Source organism: Streptomyces sp. NBC_00322 (assembly GCF_036147535.1).
Classification (GTDB): Bacteria; Actinomycetota; Actinomycetes; order Streptomycetales; family Streptomycetaceae; genus Streptomyces.
Genome location: NZ_CP108019.1, coordinates 5,452,276 through 5,468,699, shown reverse-complemented (window position 1 = coordinate 5,468,699; position 16,424 = coordinate 5,452,276). Strand labels below are relative to the sequence as shown.

Sequence of the window (16,424 nt, the reverse complement as noted above, 5' to 3'; positions counted from 1 at the left end):
ACGTGCGGATGGGACGACCGAGCCTGCCAACAGGGCGTGACAGGCTCGGTTCGCCGGGATTTCGCTGGTGTTACACCTCTGCGTAGCTGAGCTGGGGCTTCGCCTCCGCGACGGGCTGCGCGGCGACGGCGGGCCGGCGAACGTATACCGCCCAGGTCACGGTGAAACAGGCCGCGTAGAAGACGAGGAAGGCGACGAAGGCGGAGGTGCCGGTGCCCGCGGTCAGGAAGGACTGGCGGAAGGCGAGGTTGATGCCGAGCCCGCCGAGCGCGCCCACCGCGCCGATCAATCCCATGGAAGCGCCGGAGAGCCTGCGCCCGTAGGCGGCGGCCGCCTCGCCGGACATGCCCTTCGCGACCGCCTTGGCCTGGAAGATGCCCGGGATCATCTTGTACGTGGAGCCGTTGCCGACCCCGGTCAGTACGAAGAGCACGATGAAGGCGGTGGTGAACAGCGCCAGCGACTTCTCGACGGAGGCGGCCACGACGGCTCCGGTGGCCAGGCCCATGCCGAGGAAGTTCCACAGGGTGATGCGTGCGCCGCCGTAGCGGTCGGCGAGCCAGCCGCCTACGGGGCGGATCAGCGAGCCGAGGAGCGGGCCGATGAAGGTGATGGACGCGGCCTGCAGCGGCGTACGCCCGAACTGTGTCTGCAGCACCAGACCGAAGGCGAAGCTGTAGCCGATGAAGGATCCGAAGGTGCCGATGTAGAGGAAGGACATGATCCACGTGTGCGGGTCCTTGACGGCTTCCTTCGATGCGCCGGTGTCGTTCTTGACCGGGGCGAGGTTGTCCATGAAGAGCGCGGCGCAGATCGCGGAGACGGCGATGAACGGGATGTAGATCCCGAGCAGCATGCGCGGTCCGCCGGACGCCCCGATGACGGCGAGCCCGACCAGCTGTACGACGGGCACTCCGATGTTGCCGCCGCCCGCGTTCAGTCCGAGCGCCCAGCCCTTCTTCCGCAGCGGGAAGAAGGAGTTGATGTTGGTCATGGAGGAGGCGAAGTTACCGCCGCCGACGCCCGTGAGCATCGCGACCAGCATGAAGGTCGTGTACGAGGTCCCCGGCTCCATCACCACGAAGGCGGCGACCGTCGGCAGGAGCAGCATCGACGCGGCGACGATGGTCCAGTTACGGCCGCCGAAGCGGGCGACGGCGAAGGTGTACGGGACCCGGATGAAGGCCCCCACCAGCGTGGCCATGGCCACCAGGAAGAACTTCCCGGCCGGGTCGATTCCGTACTCCGGTCCCATGAACAGGACCATGACGGACCACAGGGTCCAGATCGAGAACCCGATGTGTTCGGAGAGAATCGAGAAGGCCAGATTGCGCCGGGCGATCCGCTCGCCCTTCGCCTGCCAGAACGTCTCGTCCTCGGGGTCCCACTGTTCGATCCACCGGCCAGCCATCACGTGCCTCCACGGTCCTCGGGGTGTGAAGGGGACGTTATGGATGGCTCGTTTCGGCCCCGGTGGCGCGAGGTGACCGGGGCGAAACCTTGCTCTCACCCGGCCCTCAGCGCCGGTGTGAGCCGCTCTCCGTCTGCCGGGCCTTCCTGCTGCCGTTGGGCCACAGACGCGGACGGCGCTTGGCCGCCAGGTCCTCGATCCAGCCCACGGCCACGATCATCATCCCGATCAGCGGCCAGACCACGAGGAACATCAGGATCGTGTACGTCGCCTCAAGGGTGCTGCCGAGGTGCGCGTCCACGAAGGGGATCTCCCACAGCAGGTCCAGCACGGGGATCGTGGCCATGATCAGGGTGTTGTGCCAGAGGTAGATCGTCACCGCGCGGTTGTTGGACAGCGTGACGTACTTGTCGAAGCGGGCGAGCTTTCCGGGCAGCTCCTGCCAGGACGGGGAGTACTGCAGCAGGATCACCACGAAGCCCAGCGACCAGGTGGCCTGGGCCAGCGGGATGTCGTTGAGGTCCCAGCCGTCCACGGTCTGGTGGCCCGAGGCCCACCACAGGCCGAAGGCCATCAGCAGAGTGGAACAGGACATCACGACATAGCGGGGAATCTGTTTCAGCAGGCCCTCGTGGTGGGCGAAGCCGAGCACCCAGCAGGAACCGAAGACCGCGAAGTCGGAAACGGCATTGCCACTCTCGCCGGGGATCTTCACCAGGCCGGTGCCGACGATCGCGGTGAGACCGAGCGGCGCGAGCAGCGTCACCCAGGGCAGCCGGCGAAAGGCCCGGAGCAGCAGCGGCGAGGCGATGACGAACCAGAGGTAGGTGCGCAGATACCAGAGCGGACCCACCGCCTGGACCGCCCAGGTGTCCTCCAGCAGACCGGCCTTGCTACCGATGCTCCAGGGGAATTCGGGGGCGCCGACCGGGACGATGTAGCAGAACAGCCTGACGAACCACCACAGCCCCTCCTCCTTGACCGGCTTCCAGCCAGCCACGAAGAGCATGACGAGCATGACGGCGCTGAACGCCCACAGCGGCGGGAGCAGCCTGCGGATACGGCCGCGGATCACCCCGAGCGCGGGCCGCGACAGCGAACGCGCCATCAGCGAGCCCGCGAGCGCGAACATCACGCCCATGGAGGGGAACAGGATCGTCAGCCAGGCCCAGCCGAATATGTGGTAGACGACGACACGGACCAGGGCGACGGAGCGCAGCAGGTCGAGATAGCGGTCGCGGCCCGGCCGGGCGGCAGGCGCGGCGGGCTCGAGGTCCGGCGCCGCGGCGGCGGTGGACGTGTGGCTCACGCGACCGGCCTCCGGTCCTCATTGCTGCGCCGCGGGCTGGGTATGGCGCCGGGCGCCTCCACCGCTCCCGTACGCCGCAGCTTCTGCCAGCGCAGCCGGCCGCCGGTCAGTGCCGTGATCCAGGACTGCAGCAGCACGACGTACATCAACTGCCGGTACAAGAGCTGCTGGAGCGGCAGTGAGATCAGAGGGAGCATGCGCTCGCGGTCCAGCCGGAAGGCGTACGCGGCGCACACGGCCTGGACGGCGAGGACGCCCAGCCAGGCGGCGATCGTCTTCTGGGTGGGGCCGAAGACCAGTCCGTACAGCAGGAAGACGTCGATCAGCGGGGCCAGCAGCGGGGCGAGCACCATGAAGAGGGAGACCAGCGGCAGACCCACGCGGCCGAAGCGGCCCGAGGGGCCGCGCTCCACGAGGGCACCCCTGTGCTTCCAGATGGCCTGCATCGTGCCGTACGACCAGCGGTAGCGCTGCGACCACAGCTGCTGCACGGTCTCGGGGGCCTCGGTCCAGGCACGGGCCCGCTCGGCGTAGACGACGCGCCAGCCGTCGCGGTGGATGGCCATGGTGATGTCGGTGTCCTCGGCGAGGGTGTCCTCGCTCATGCCGCCGACGCGGTCCAGGGCCTGGCGGCGGAAGGCGCCGACCGCGCCGGGGATGGTGGGCATGCAGCCCAGCAGGTCGTACATGCGGCGGTCGAGGTTGAAGCCCATGACGTACTCGATGTGCTGCCAGGCACCTATCAGGCTGTCGCGGTTGCCGACCTTGGCATTGCCCGCGACCGCGCCGACGCGCACGTCGCCGAAGGGCTGGACCAGCTCGCGCACGGTGGACGGCTCGAAGACGGTGTCGCCGTCCATCATCACGACGATGTCGTAGCGGGCGTTCCTGATGCCGTTGTTGAGGGCCGCGGGCTTTCCGGAGTTGGGCTGGCGTACGACGCGGACGCCCGGCAGCCACAGCGCCTCGACGATGTCGGCGGTGCCGTCCGTGGAGCCGTCGTCGATGACGATGACCTCGATGGGGTGGTCGCTCGCCGTCAGCGAGCGGACCGTGTTGGCTATGCATTCGCGTTCGTTGTACGCGGGGACCAGCACGGACACCGGGCGGGTGACCGGCCGGCCCCAGCTGAAGCCGCGCCTTCGCACCTTGCGGGCGTGCACGAAGGAGAGGATCAGCATCAGCCCGAAGCGCGCGATGACGAGCACGCCGATCACGGCCAGACCGACGACCAGGACCTCGGTGGTGTTCTCGGAGAAGGCGACCGCGGAGACGAAGGCCCTGCCCTTCCACAGCTCGGGGCCGGTGACCTTGGTGTGGGCACTGGGCGCGTCGAGCGCCTCGGTGAGGTTGGTGAAGCGGTAGCCCCGCTCCTTCATCTGCGGCAGGAAGCGGCCGAGGGCCGCGACGGTCTGCGAGCGGTCGCCGCCGGAGTCGTGCATCAGCACGATCGAGCCGCTGGTGCCCTTGGGGGTGGCCTGCTTGATGATCGCGTCGACTCCGGGGCGCTTCCAGTCCTCGGAGTCGGTGTTGTTGAAGGCGGTGATGTAGCCGCGGCTGCCGATGTACTGGGTGACCGGCCAGGACTTGTTGTCCAGAGCGTCGGAGAAGGAGGAGTACGGCGGGCGGAACAGCGAGGTGTGGATGCCGGCCGCGCCCGCGAGCGCCAGCTGGTTCTGCGAGAGCTCCCAGTCGATGCGCGCGGTGGACTGGTAGGAGAGGTCGGGGTGGTTGAAGGTGTGCAGTCCGACCTCGTGGCCCTCGCGGACCATCCGTTCCACCAGCTCGGGGTTGCGCGAGGACATGGTGCCGGTGACGAAGAAGACGGCGTGCGCGTCGTACTGCTTCAGCTGGTCCAGGACCTTCGGCGTCCAGACGGGGTCCGGGCCGTCGTCGAAGGTCAGCACCAGTCTGCGGTCGGGGATGCTCAGCGCCTTGGGCGCCGCCTTGTCGCGCGCGTCGATGACCGGTCCGCCCTTGAGCATCTCTTCGGGAACCTGGTCGGTCGGGGCGGGCGGCCGTACGCGGTGGTCGGCCAGGATCTCGCTGTGCACATAGCCGCGCAGCATCAGCATCGCGAGCAGGGCGACCAGGATGAGGACGGGCAGGAGATAGCGCATGGGCATTCTGCGCCGTACGACGCGCCGGGCCCGGCGCCGCTGCCGCGGGCCCCTGCTGTCGGGGAGTGTCATTTAGAGCGCGCCTTCTTGCACGGGTGGATCGGTGGGATTCGTCGACGGTCCCGGATCGGACGGGGTGGGCACCGGAGGACTGGAGTCCGGCCCGGGCCCGGGTGAGCTTCCGCCGCCGCCCGGCGTGGCGGACGCGGATGCCCCGCCCGGAGCGGGCCCTCCCTTGCCGGAGGGCTGGGGAATCGCGGAACCGGAGGTGCCGGGGCCCGGTCCGGCCGGGAGCCCGCCGGCGGCGCCGCTCGACGCGGAGCCGGAGGGCTGGGGCAGTACGGCGCCGGTGGAGTCGGTGGGGGCGGGCGCGCCGGGTACGCCGCCGGGCGGGACCTGTGCGGATGTGCTGTCGCTGGGGGCGGGCTGTATCTCGACCTTGTCGGTCTGCTCCTTGTCGCCCTGGCCGAGCCCGGGCAGCAGGGGCGCGGTGGAGTTGCCGCCGACGAGGGCGACGACGAGCGTCACGGCGTAGCAGGCGCAGGCGATGGCCAGGACCCAGCCGAGTCGGCGGAACTTCTTGCTGCGGCGGCCGCTCTCGTCGACGAAGACCGGCCCGTCGGAGGCATCTTGGACGGCAGAACCGGCATACCCCGAAGTCCCGGCCGGCAGATCCCCCAGTATTCGGCCAAGGCCGTCCAGCTGGATCGTCACCTCGTTCGGCTCATGCGTATGACTGATACGGGCATCTTCTTGCCAATTTTCCACTGCTGTACGCACATCCCCCACTGGCTGAAATCAAGTGTGCGCACGACTGCCCGGACACTGCTGGACTGGGTCCCCACCCAACCTGCGCACCCTCTACCACACTCACCCGGACCCAGAATGTAGCGCACGCCGGTGGCATCTCGTGCTCTTGTGTCAGTTGTTGTCACTCATCAGCGACATATCACCTTCAGGCAACCATGCGTTGGTATCCCGTTCCAGCCACCCCTCCTGCCCAGCCAGATCGGCGGCTGCTGCCCGCAGCGCGTCCACCCCGGGGTGACCGATCCCTTTTCGCCACACCATCGAGACCGGCGACAGCGGTACGGGATCGACGATCGGGCGCAGCACGGTGTCGGGCATGGCCGGAAAATCCACCACCGCCAGAACCGGGGTACGCGTCTTCGCCATCACCCGCCGGAACTCCTCGAAGCCGATCGCCACAGGCGCGGGCGGCGCGATCGTGATCCCGCGCCCGGCGAAGAGCCGCCGGGCCAGATCCGTCCACTCCAGGGTCGCCGGATTGCCCGCACCGGCATATACGGTCTCGCCCGCGAGCGCGTTCAACGGGATCCGCTCCCGCCCGGCGAGCGGGTGGTCCTGCGGCAGCAGGACGGCCATCGGCTCGAACCGCACGGGCTGATGGGACAGCAGCGCCCGCACGGCGGGTTCCAGGCCGGCAAGGCGCCCGAAGGAGACATCGAGCCGCCCGGCGACGATCTCGGCGGCGGCGCCGGTGAGACCGCTCTGGAAGCGGGCCATCAGCTCACAGTCCGGGGCGAGTTCCCGAGCCCGGGCCAGCACCCGGCCCGATGCCATCCCCTCGGTGTTGAGGTCGACGAGCAACGGCCGCGAGGCTCCCGACGCGGCCGTGAGCAGCTCGTCCTGCGCCTGGAGCACCCCGCGCGCGTACGGCAGCAGCCGCTCGCCGTCGCCGGTGAGCGTCACCTGCCGGGTGGTCCGTACGAAGAGCTCGGCACCCAACTCGCGCTCCAGCCGCCGTATGTCACGGCTGAGGGCCTGCTGGGCGACATACAGCCGGGCGGCGGCACGGGTGAAGTGCAGCTCGTCGGCGACGGCGACGAAGGCACGAAGGAGGCGGGGGTCGAGGTCTCGGGGCACGCGGTCGAATTTACAACGGGGGTGTGTCAATGGGGCCTGAGCAGGTGTTGGACGACGGACGCCGCGCGCCGGGAGGGTAGCGGCATGCCGCATCCCGCCGACTCCGATCCCTCCGACCGTGGCTCCGCCCCGGCGGGGCTGGATTTTCCAGCCCGTCCGGCGTTTGAGGACACGCGCGAAGCGCGTGCGGGGTTCGGGGCGCAGCCCCGACTCGGGCAGGGGCGGGTAGGGGAACTGCCCCGCAGGGCACCCCACCCCACCCCCTACCGTCGGCTCTTCGCGCCGCCCGGCGCCGCCGCCTTCACCGCCGGCAACCTCCTGGCCCGCCTCCCCATGGGCATGTTCAGCGTCAGCGCCGTCATCATGATCGCCGGAGCCCGCGGCTCGTACGCCCTCGCCGGAGCCGTCACCGCGACCGGCCTCGCCGCGACCGCGCTGGTCGCGCCGTGGACCGCGCGGCTCGTGGACCGGCACGGGCAGGCCCGGGTCGCGGTGCCCGCCACCGCGCTCGCCGTGCTCGGTTCGCTCGCCCTGCTGCTGTGCGTACGCCTCGACGCACCCGACTGGACCCTGTTCGCCGCATACGCCGCGACCGCCACCACCCCCAACACCGGCGGCATGTCCCGCGCCCGCTGGGCCCATCTGCACCGCGGCGACCCGGCCGCGCTGCACACCGCGAACTCCTTCGAGCAGGCCGCCGACGAGCTGTGCTTCATGCTCGGCCCGGTGCTCGCCGCGTTCCTGTGCTCCGCGCTGTTCCCGGAGGCGGGCACTTTGACGGGCGTGATCCTGCTGCTCACCGGCGTACTGGTCTTCGCCGCCCAGCGCGCCACCGAGCCGCCGGTCGCCGCCCGCCCGGCGCGGACCCGCTCTCCGCTGCGTACGCCGGGCATGGCCCCGCTGCTCGCGGTCTTCCTCGCGACGGGCGCGGTCTTCGGCTCGATGGAGGTCGTCACGATCGCTTTCGCGGACGACCGGGGGCAGGCGAGCGCCGCGGGTGCGGTGCTCGCGCTCCAGGCCGCGGGTTCGTGCGTGGCGGGCCTGGCGTACGGCAGGTTCCGCCCCGCCCGGGGCCTTGCCCGCCGCCTGTTGATCTGCCTCGCGGCGATGACAGTCCTGATGTCGCTGCCCCTGCTGGCCGCCATCACGGGTTCGCTTCCGGCCGTCGCCGTCGCCCTCCTTGCAGCGGGCATGGCCACGGCGCCGACGATGGTCACGGGGATGACAGTGGTCCAACGCCTCACGCCCGAGAGCCAGTTGAACGAGGGCATGACGCTCGCGGTCACCGCGCTGCTCGGCGGCATAGCGGCCGGTTCGGCGACGGGCGGCTGGACCGTGGAGCACACGAACACGGCGTACGGATATCTGGTGCCCGTCGCGGCGGCGGCGACCGCACTGCTGCTGGCCGCGGCGGGGCGGGGCGGACCGAACGGTACCGAGCCCCGGGGCGGATCCCGACGATGACGGGGCGATACGCTGCACCGCCCCCGAAGCGGGGGCATATGTTCCGCTCAGTGGAGGGGCCCCATGGCCATCAAGAAGGCAACCATCCAGCAGCAGGTGGCTGCCGCCATCGCACAGGCCAACCCGGCCGACCGGCCGATCGTCACCATCCAGGCGATCGCCGGCCCGAGTGTCTGGCTGATGAGCATGCTCGGCCTGATAGGCCAGGCGTTTCTGACGTACTACTTCATCACGGTGACCGAGCAGGCCGTGGTCATTCACAAGGCGGCCCGGATGAGCAACCGTCCGCAGGGGATCGCCTTCGCGCTGACGCCTGCCGAGGTCACCGGAATGGTTGGTGAGATCCAGCGCAACACCATCTGGAGCTCGTTCCGCTTCCAGCTGCCCGGCCAGCCGCAGCCGACCCGGATGAATGTGCACCGCATCTGGCGCGCCGAGATGGACCAGCTGCTCGGCATGGTGGCCCCCGGACACCAGCCGGCGGTCTGACCTGCGGCACAACACGACGAAGGCCCGGTCTGCCGTAGCAGCCGGGCCTTTGACGCATGGGATGAGTGGAGATGGCGGGAATCGAACCCGCGTCCAACGGTGCAGAATCAGGGCTTCTCCGAGCGCAGTCCGCTTCGATTTTCTCAGCCCCGGAGATCTCGCGGACGAGTCTCCGACGGGCTCAGTCACTGTTTGATTTCCCTCTACGCCCCGTGACCGGGCTTAGAGGTTTAGTTCCCTAGCTGATGCCAGGATCCGGGTCGGGAACAGCCCCGGGCTGACACCCGAAGGCCTTCGCTAGCTGCTAATTAGGCAGCGAGCGCGAAGGCGCGGGAATCGCTCTTGGAAGTGGCGATTATTGGTTGCGACATATGGTTAACGAGATCATTGCCGCTTCCTCGGCTCGCTTCCCCTGCTTCGACATCCGCTGTCGAAACCGATCATCCCCATGTTGATTTTTCAAAACACGCACCCGCTGTGAGGTGCAGGTGCCATCGTACGTGACCAACGCACGACGGTGCCAGCCTATTCCTGCCGATCAGGCTCGCTGGCGCTTCTTCGCTGCCGAGATGGCCCGGTCCGTCTCGCGCCGGTCCTGCTTCTCGCGCAGCGTCTGCCGCTTGTCGTACTCCTTCTTGCCCTTCGCCAGCGCGATCTCGACCTTCGCCCGGCCGTCCTTGAAGTAGAGCACCAGCGGCACGATGGTGTGGCCGGTCTCCTGCGACTTCGACTCGAGCTTGTCGATCTCGGCGCGGTGCATCAGCAGCTTCCGCTTGCGCCGCGCGCTGTGGTTGGTCCACGTGCCCTGCGTGTACTCCGGGACGTGCACGTTGTGCAGCCACGCCTCGTGGGCGTCGATCTGGACGAAGCCGTCCACCAGCGAGGCCCGCCCCTGGCGCAGCGACTTCACCTCGGTACCTGTCAGCACGAGACCGCACTCGTAGGTGTCGAGGATGGTGTAGTCGTGCCGCGCCTTCTTGTTCTGCGCGATCAGCTTGCGCCCTTTTTCCTTAGCCATAGTGCGGTCATTTTCGCACTAAGACCCGCCCCCGAGGCCACTCAATACCGTCTGGGCCCGATCCTCGGCCCTCTCGCTCGCGGCGAGGTCCGGGGTGATGCCGCGCCCGTCGACGCTGTGACCGGCCGGAGTGCGGTAGTGGCCGACGGTCAGCTCGGCGACCGAGCCGTCGGGCAGGCGGCTGGGCATCTGGACCGAGCCCTTGCCGAAGGTGCGCGAGCCGACCGTGATCGCCCTGCCGCGGTCCTGCAGCGCCCCGGTGACCAGCTCGGCCGCGCTCATCGTGCCGCTGTCGACCAAGGCGACGACGGGTCTGGTGGTGTCGCCCCCAGGAGTCGCGTACAGGGCACGCTGTTCGCCCCTTATGTCGTACGTGGCGACGAGACCGCCGTCGAGGAAGGCGGAGGCGGCACTGACGGCCTCGGCGACCAGTCCTCCGGCGTTGCCCCGCAGATCCAGCAGGACGCCGACGCCCGCGGGGGCTCCCTGGACCGCCTCGCGCACCCGGGCGCCCGAACCCTTGGTGAAGGAGGCGACCTTGATCATCACCGCCCCGCCGCGGAGATGCTGGACGGTGACGGCCCGGGTGCTCAGCGTGGTGCGCACCAGTTTCTCGGTCCACGCACGGCCGCCCCGCTGGAGGCCGAGGACGACGCTGGTGCGATCGCCGCCGCGCAGCAGTGCCACCACCTCGGTGACGGGGCGCTCGGCGACCGGGAGGCCGTCGATCGTACGCAGCAGATCACCGGCCCTGATGTCCGCCTTGGAGGCGGGGCCGCCGGGCTGGACCTCGGCGACCTCGACCTGCCCGCCGACCGCGCGCCTGGCCGTGAGGCCGACGCCGGTGTACTCGCCGTCGAGGGCCTGCTTGAACTCCTCGTACTCGTTCTTGTCGTAGACCGCGCCCCAGCGGTCCCCGCTGCGGCTGACGGCCGCCTCGGCAGCGTCGGTGCCGGACTTGCCGTCGGCGATCGCCTCGGCGGCGGCACGGGCGACGTCGTCGACGGTCGCCGCGGCCGATTTCGCGACTAGGCGCGGCCCGTTCTCGCCGTCGTGCGGCAGGGAGTTGGTGGCTGCCGCGGTGGCCAGAACACTTGCGAAGACCAATGTCAGGGCCGCCCCGCGGCGAATGCGGCGGGGCCGAGGGCAGAACTCCGGGCCCGGCATGGCGCCCACTCTAGGACAAGCGAAGGGCGCCGTACGGCGGTTGACCGTACGGCGCCAGGGGTGCTTGTCACACCTTGAGATACTTGCGCAATGCGATAAAAGCCGCCATGGCGGGCATCAACAGCCCAATTGCGATCACCAGGGGCAGCTTGGTGACCACGGCGTCCCAGCCGATGAAGTTGACCAACTGCATCTTCTCGGAGAGCGCAAGACCGTGGTCGATCAGGAAGTATCTGCCGACCAGCAGCATCGTGGAGGCGACAACACCGCCCAGCAGACCGGCGAATGCGGCTTCCATGATGAACGGCATCTGGATGTAGAAGCTGGATGCTCCCACCAGCCGCATGATTCCGGTTTCACGCCTGCGGCTGAACGCCGAAACGCGCACGGTGTTGACGATCAGCATCAGCGCAATCACCAGCATCAGCGCCATGACGAAGAGCGCGGCGATGTTCATGCCGTTCATCAGGGAGAAGAGGTTCTCCAGGATGTTGCGCTGGTCCTGGACGGACTGCACGCCGTCGCGGCCCGCGAAGGCGGTTGCCACGACCTTGTACTTCTCGGGATCGTCCAGCTTCACGCGGAACGACTCCTGCATCTGGTCCGGCGTGATGGTGGACGCGATGGGGGTGTCGCCGTACTGGTCGCGGTAGTGCTTGTACGCCTCTTCGGCCGTCTCGTGGTGGACGACATCGACGACGTCCATCTTCTTGAGATCGGCCTCGATCAGCTGCTTCTGCTGGGCGGTTACGGCTCCCTTGGCGCACTTGGGAGAGGTCGACGCGTCGTTCTTGTTGCAGAGGAAGATCGAGACGTTGACCTTGTCGTACCAGAAGTCCTTCATCGTGCTGACCTGCTCACGCATGAGCAGCGCACCGCCGAACAGGGCGAGTGAAAGGGCTACGGAGACGATGACGGCGAAGGTCATCGTGAGATTACGGCGGAGACCGACGCCGATCTCCGACAGGACGAACTGGGCGCGCATGGCGTCCTTTCAGTGCTGGTAGCCGTAGACGCCGCGTGCCTGGTCGCGGACGAGACGGCCCTTTTCGAGCTCGATGACGCGCTTGCGCATCTGGTCGACGATGTTCTGGTCGTGGGTCGCCATGATCACGGTGGTACCGGTCCTGTTGATCCGGTCCAGCAGCTTCATGATGCCCACGGAGGTCTGCGGGTCGAGGTTGCCGGTCGGCTCGTCCGCGATCAGCAGCATGGGGCGGTTGACGAAGGCCCGCGCGATCGCGACACGCTGCTGCTCACCGCCGGAGAGCTCACCGGGCATCCGGTCCTCCTTGCCGCCGAGGCCGACCAGGTCGAGGACCTGGGGCACGGCCTTGCGGATCTCGCCGCGCGGCTTGCCGATGACCTCCTGGGCGAAGGCCACGTTCTCGGCGACGGTCTTGTTGGGCAGGAGGCGGAAGTCCTGGAAGACGGTGCCGAGCTGGCGGCGCATGTGCGGCACTTTCCAGTTGGACAGCCTGTCGAGGTCCTTGCCGAGGACGTGGACCAGGCCCTGGCTGGCGCGCTCCTCACGCAGAACGAGCCGCAGGAAGGTCGACTTGCCGGAACCGGACGAGCCGACGAGGAAGACGAACTCCCCCTTGGCGATGTCGAGGGAGACGTCGCGCAGGGCGGGGCGGCTCTGCTTGGGGTAGGTCTTGGAGACGTTGTCGAATCGGATCACGGGTGCACCACGGTCGGCCGGGGGTAGGTGAGCGTGACACTACGCGAAGCGGGCTGCCGCTCGCAGTCGGCGTCACGGGTTGCGTAGTTTGTCCGGTCACGGAATGGGTGTAATCCGGCGGGCCGCGCCGAAAAGCGCGCGAGCTGGCACAGTGGTAGGGGAACAGTCGCGTTTCCCTGAGCGTTGTCGGAAGAGAACTGTGCTTACGGTCCGCGCCTGCGGCTCCGGCGCGCGGGAGGAGGAGAGCGCATGACCTACGACCGATTGGTGTGCGCCAACTGCGCGGCCCCGGTCACAGAGGGTCGCTGCCCGGTCTGCCGGGCGAACCGCGAGCGGCTGCAGCAGGAGGGCGCCTTCGGTGGCTTGAGCCCCGTGGCGCTGTTGACCTTGCTGGTGGTGCTGATAGCGGCGGTGGCGCTGCTGGCGGCGCACCAGACCGCCTAGGACATACGCAAAGGAGGGCCCGGGGTGCTGAAGCGCACCCCGGGCCCTCCTTCTGTGTGATGTTTCGGCTTACATCCGCCTACATCCGCTTACGCAGCGGTACGGCCACCACCGGCGAGACGCGGCAGCATACGGAAGCCGATGCCACCGGCGATCATCGTCGCGGCACCGATGAGCAGGAAGGTGGTCTCGGCGGCACCGGTCTCCGCCAGCTCCTCCTTGGCCTTGCCCTGCTCGACCGGCTGGGAGCCGGCGCTGTCGGTGTCGGTGTTGTCCGAGCCACCGTTGGGGTTGTTGTTGTTGCCACCGTTACCCGGGTCCTCGGAGGGGTCCTCGGACGGGTCACTGGTCGGCTTGCCGGGCTTGTCGGGCTTGCCGGTCGGCTTACCGGTGGGCTTGTCGGTGGGCTTGCCCGTCGGCTTGTCCGTGGGGACATCGGTGGGAACGTCCGTAGGAACATCGGTCGGGACGTCGGTAGGAACCTCCGTCGGGACCTCCGTCGGGACCTCCGTCGGCGTCGGAGTGCCGGTGGGCTCATCGACACCGATACCGGCGTCGAGGCCGTTCTCGTCGGCGTTGGCCCGCACACCGAGAGGACCGACGTTGATGTCGACACCGACGGCTGAGGCGGCGCCCGCGGCGGTCAGCGACGCACCGGCGGCGATCACCGCGCCGGCGGCTATACGCGCTACTCGGATCCGCGTCTTCTTAGTCATCTGGCTGCTACCCCCAGTAGCTCATTGTCAATGGAGCAGCGTCCGGGGCAACTGCCGCTGGGGGCGGTTTCGTTCGGCCCCCATTCACACGCGCCCCAGTAGATACGCATGCCGCGCGTCAGCTTTCCGAGTTTCCGCGGACGCGTCAAGCTCGTTGCGCGTGCGATGTCCGGTATAGGGGCGGTTGCCTGACCTGCAGGGAAGCAACTGTGACATAAAAGGGAACCGCCGCCCCCGGGGCGGCAGTTCCCTTGTCGACAAAGCGAGCTGTTACTTCTCCTGCTGCTTGCGCCAGCGAATTCCGGCTTCCAGGAAGCCGTCGATCTCGCCGTCAAGTACCGCCTGCGGGTTGCCCACTTCGAACTCCGTGCGCAGGTCCTTGACCATCTGGTACGGGTGCAGGACGTACGAACGCATCTGGTTTCCCCAGGAGTTGCCGCCGTCGCCCTTGAGGGAGTCCATCAGTGCCTGCTCCTCCTGGCGGCGGCGTTCGAGCAGCTTTGCCTGGAGGACGTTCATGGCGCTCGCCTTGTTCTGGATCTGGGAGCGCTCGTTCTGGCAGGAGACGACGATGCCGGTCGGGATGTGCGTGATCCGGACGGCGGAGTCGGTCGTGTTGACGCCCTGTCCGCCGGGTCCTGACGCGCGGTAGACGTCGATGCGCAGCTCGGACTCGTCGATCTCGACGTGGTCGCTCTGTTCGACGACGGGCAGCACCTCGACGCCCGCGAAGGAGGTCTGGCGGCGGCCCTGGTTGTCGAACGGCGAGATGCGGACCAGACGGTGGGTGCCCTGCTCGACGGAGAGCGTGCCGTAGGCGTACGGGGCCTTGACGACGAAGGTGGTCGACTTGATGCCGGCCTCTTCCGCGTACGACGTCTCGTAGACCTCGGAGGAGTAGCCGTGCCGCTCGGCCCAGCGCAGATACATGCGCTGCAGGCGCTCGGCGAAGTCGGAGGCGTCGACGCCACCGGCCTCGGCGCGGATGTTGACCAGCGCCTCGCGCTCGTCGTACTGACCGGACAGGAGAGTGCGGACTTCCATCTCGTCCAGCGCCTTGCGGACATCGGTGAGCTCGGACTCGGCCTCGGCGAGGGTGTCCGCGTCGTCCTCGGCCTCGGCGAGCTCGAAGAGCACGCTCAGGTCGTCGATCCGGCTGCGGAGCGCCTCGGTCTTGCGGAGCTCGGCCTGGAGGTGCGAAAGCTTGCTGGTGATCTTCTGCGCCGCCTCCGGGTCGTCCCAGAGGGACGGGGCCGCGGCCTGCTCCTCGAGCACGGCAATGTCTGCCCTCATCTTTTCGAGGTCCAGGACGGCCTCGATCGACCCCATGGTCGAGGAGAGGGACTTCAGCTCTTCGGATACATCGACGACTGCCACGGGTCCAGCGTAACGGCTGGCCGCGGGAGCCAGACCCCTCAGGCCCGACCTAGGGTTCCGCCGGGCTCGACTGCTTCGAGTCCCGCGGGGGCGCGTCCCCTCCGTCGTCGCTCGTTGCCAGCCAGCCCCCGACGCCCACCGCCGCCGCCACGGCGAGTGCCGCGACGCCCAGGGTGATACGGCGCTTACGGACCGCTTCGGACTTGTGGCGGGCCGAGCCCGGGCGGCGCTGGCCAGGGGTGCGAGGTGCGCGGGCCGTGCCGCGGGCGCCGCCCGCGAGTTCGTCCGGGGCCGGGACGCGCATCGAGGTGTGGGTGTCGCGGTTGGAGTCCGCGGGGGCCGCGCCGGGGACGAGGGGGACGGCACCCCGGCGGCGGGGTTCGCCGGGGGTGGCGGGGGCCGGGTCCTCGTACGACTGAGGCGCGGGCTCGGCGTCCGGCTCGTCGACGTCCAGCGGAGGCATTCCCGCCAGCAGCGGGAGCAGCTCGTGCAGACGGCTGGCCAGCTCGGACGCGCGCAGCCGGGAGGCGGGGGCCTTGGCCAGGCACTGGACGACGAGCTGCCACAGCTCGTCGGGGATGCCGGGCAGCGGGACCACGGTCTCGGTGACATGGCGGCGCAGGACCGCGCCGGGGTGGCCGCCACCGAAGGGTGTGAAGCCCGCGAGGAGCTCGTAGAGAACAGTCGCCAGGGCGTAGATGTCGACCGCTGCCCGGGGCGGCAGGCCCTCGACGATCTCGGGGGCGAGATAGTCCGGGGTTCCGATGATCCGGGTCGCCTTCGTACGGCGCGGGGTGTCGATCAGCTTGGCGACGCCGAAGTCGGTGAGCAGCGCGGGGTGGGATCCGGCCGGGCCGAGGGGACCCTCCATGTCGAGGAGGATGTTCTCCGGCTTGACGTCGCGATGGACGATTCCGGCGGCATGGGCCGCGGCGAGGCCCTCGGCGACGTCCGCGATGATCGCGACCGCCGCTTCGGGCGCGAGGCGGCGCTCCCGGTCGAGACGGGTGCGCAGATCCGTGCCGCGTACGAGGTCCATGACGAGCGCGAGGTCGTTGCCGTCGACGACGAGGTCGCGGACTCCGACGACCTTGGGGTGGTCGAGTGCGAGCAGGGCGGTGCGCTCCTGTACGAAGCGTCCGACCAGCTCCTGGTCGGACGCCAGGTCCTCGCGCAACAGCTTGATGGCGACGGGCCCTTCGGGTCCCTCGCCGAGCCACACCGTGCCGGCGCTGCCCCGCCCCAGGATCTGGTGGGCGGTGTAGCGGCTGCCGATATTCCGTGCCAAGACTGCTCCCTCAGCGGCTGGCGTTGCCCACAAGGTACGCGGGCATCCGG

At 69.0% G+C, this 16,424-nt stretch carries 15 protein-coding genes and 1 other RNA gene; 3 read left to right on the top strand and 13 right to left on the bottom strand.

Features of this window, described 5'->3' with window-relative positions; all coding sequences use genetic code 11:
* Nucleotides 1-70 precede the first annotated feature (70 nt).
* The 5 genes from OG905_RS25005 to OG905_RS24985 all read right to left on the bottom strand — a co-directional run bounded on the left by OG905_RS25005 (nucleotide 71) and on the right by OG905_RS24985 (nucleotide 6,727).
* Complete coding sequence (locus OG905_RS25005) at nucleotides 71-1,411, bottom strand: nitrate/nitrite transporter (RefSeq protein WP_328677327.1); 1,341 nt, start codon at nucleotides 1,409-1,411, stop codon at nucleotides 71-73.
* Nucleotides 1,412-1,517: 106 nt separating this feature from the next.
* A complete protein-coding gene (locus OG905_RS25000) occupies nucleotides 1,518-2,720 on the bottom strand; it encodes an acyltransferase family protein (RefSeq protein WP_328677326.1) in 1,203 nt (400 codons plus the stop codon).
* A complete protein-coding gene (locus tag OG905_RS24995; protein ID WP_328682582.1) occupies nucleotides 2,717-4,840 on the bottom strand; it encodes a bifunctional polysaccharide deacetylase/glycosyltransferase family 2 protein in 2,124 nt (707 codons plus the stop codon). The genes OG905_RS25000 and OG905_RS24995 overlap by 4 nt, the downstream gene beginning before the upstream one ends.
* Before the next feature lie 72 nt (nucleotides 4,841-4,912).
* Complete coding sequence (locus tag OG905_RS24990; RefSeq protein WP_328677325.1) at nucleotides 4,913-5,554, bottom strand: hypothetical protein; 642 nt, start codon at nucleotides 5,552-5,554, stop codon at nucleotides 4,913-4,915.
* A gap of 207 nt (nucleotides 5,555-5,761) precedes the next feature.
* On the bottom strand, nucleotides 5,762-6,727 hold the full coding sequence (locus OG905_RS24985) for a LysR family transcriptional regulator (protein ID WP_328677324.1): 966 nt from the start codon (nucleotides 6,725-6,727) through the stop codon (nucleotides 5,762-5,764).
* Between the two features lie 84 nt (nucleotides 6,728-6,811).
* Here OG905_RS24985 and OG905_RS24980 point away from each other — a divergent pair, with 84 nt between their 5' ends.
* On the top strand, nucleotides 6,812-8,191 hold the full coding sequence (locus OG905_RS24980) for an MFS transporter (RefSeq protein WP_328677323.1): 1,380 nt from the start codon (nucleotides 6,812-6,814) through the stop codon (nucleotides 8,189-8,191).
* Between the two features lie 63 nt (nucleotides 8,192-8,254).
* Nucleotides 8,255-8,680 (top strand): hypothetical protein, encoded by a 426-nt coding sequence (locus tag OG905_RS24975; protein WP_328677322.1) that lies wholly within the window; start codon nucleotides 8,255-8,257, stop codon nucleotides 8,678-8,680.
* 63 nt (nucleotides 8,681-8,743) lie between these two features.
* Here OG905_RS24975 and ssrA read toward each other — a convergent pair.
* The 5 genes from ssrA to ftsE form a co-directional block, all read right to left on the bottom strand.
* Nucleotides 8,744-9,128: a transfer-messenger RNA gene (gene ssrA, locus OG905_RS24970) on the bottom strand.
* A 90-nt stretch (nucleotides 9,129-9,218) separates the two neighbouring features.
* Nucleotides 9,219-9,698 (bottom strand): SsrA-binding protein SmpB, encoded by a 480-nt coding sequence (smpB, locus tag OG905_RS24965; RefSeq protein ID WP_142217424.1) that lies wholly within the window; start codon nucleotides 9,696-9,698, stop codon nucleotides 9,219-9,221.
* 18 nt (nucleotides 9,699-9,716) lie between these two features.
* The gene (locus OG905_RS24960) at nucleotides 9,717-10,865 is read right to left on the bottom strand and encodes a S41 family peptidase (protein ID WP_328677320.1); all 1,149 of its coding nucleotides are present in this window, start codon (nucleotides 10,863-10,865) and stop codon (nucleotides 9,717-9,719) included.
* 67 nt (nucleotides 10,866-10,932) lie between these two features.
* Complete coding sequence (ftsX, locus tag OG905_RS24955) at nucleotides 10,933-11,850, bottom strand: permease-like cell division protein FtsX (RefSeq protein ID WP_328677318.1); 918 nt, start codon at nucleotides 11,848-11,850, stop codon at nucleotides 10,933-10,935.
* 9 nt (nucleotides 11,851-11,859) lie between these two features.
* Nucleotides 11,860-12,549, bottom strand: a complete 690-nt coding sequence (gene ftsE / locus OG905_RS24950) for a cell division ATP-binding protein FtsE (RefSeq protein ID WP_328677316.1) — start codon at nucleotides 12,547-12,549, stop codon at nucleotides 11,860-11,862.
* Nucleotides 12,550-12,798: 249 nt separating this feature from the next.
* Here ftsE and OG905_RS24945 point away from each other — a divergent pair, with 249 nt between their 5' ends.
* A complete protein-coding gene (locus OG905_RS24945) occupies nucleotides 12,799-12,993 on the top strand; it encodes a hypothetical protein (RefSeq protein WP_328677314.1) in 195 nt (64 codons plus the stop codon).
* An 89-nt stretch (nucleotides 12,994-13,082) separates the two neighbouring features.
* On the opposite strand, the gene OG905_RS24940 is transcribed toward OG905_RS24945, so the two are convergent.
* The 3 genes from OG905_RS24940 to OG905_RS24930 form a co-directional block, all read right to left on the bottom strand.
* Entirely contained in the window at nucleotides 13,083-13,709 is a 627-nt protein-coding gene (locus OG905_RS24940; protein ID WP_328677312.1) for a hypothetical protein, read from the bottom strand.
* A 270-nt stretch (nucleotides 13,710-13,979) separates the two neighbouring features.
* The gene (gene prfB, locus OG905_RS24935) at nucleotides 13,980-15,086 is read right to left on the bottom strand and encodes a peptide chain release factor 2 (RefSeq protein ID WP_328677310.1); all 1,107 of its coding nucleotides are present in this window, start codon (nucleotides 15,084-15,086) and stop codon (nucleotides 13,980-13,982) included.
* Between the two features lie 49 nt (nucleotides 15,087-15,135).
* Nucleotides 15,136-16,374 carry a serine/threonine-protein kinase gene (locus tag OG905_RS24930; protein ID WP_328677307.1) on the bottom strand — a complete coding sequence of 413 codons (1,239 nt, stop codon included), beginning with the start codon at nucleotides 16,372-16,374 and terminating at the stop codon, nucleotides 15,136-15,138.
* Nucleotides 16,375-16,424 lie beyond the last annotated feature (50 nt).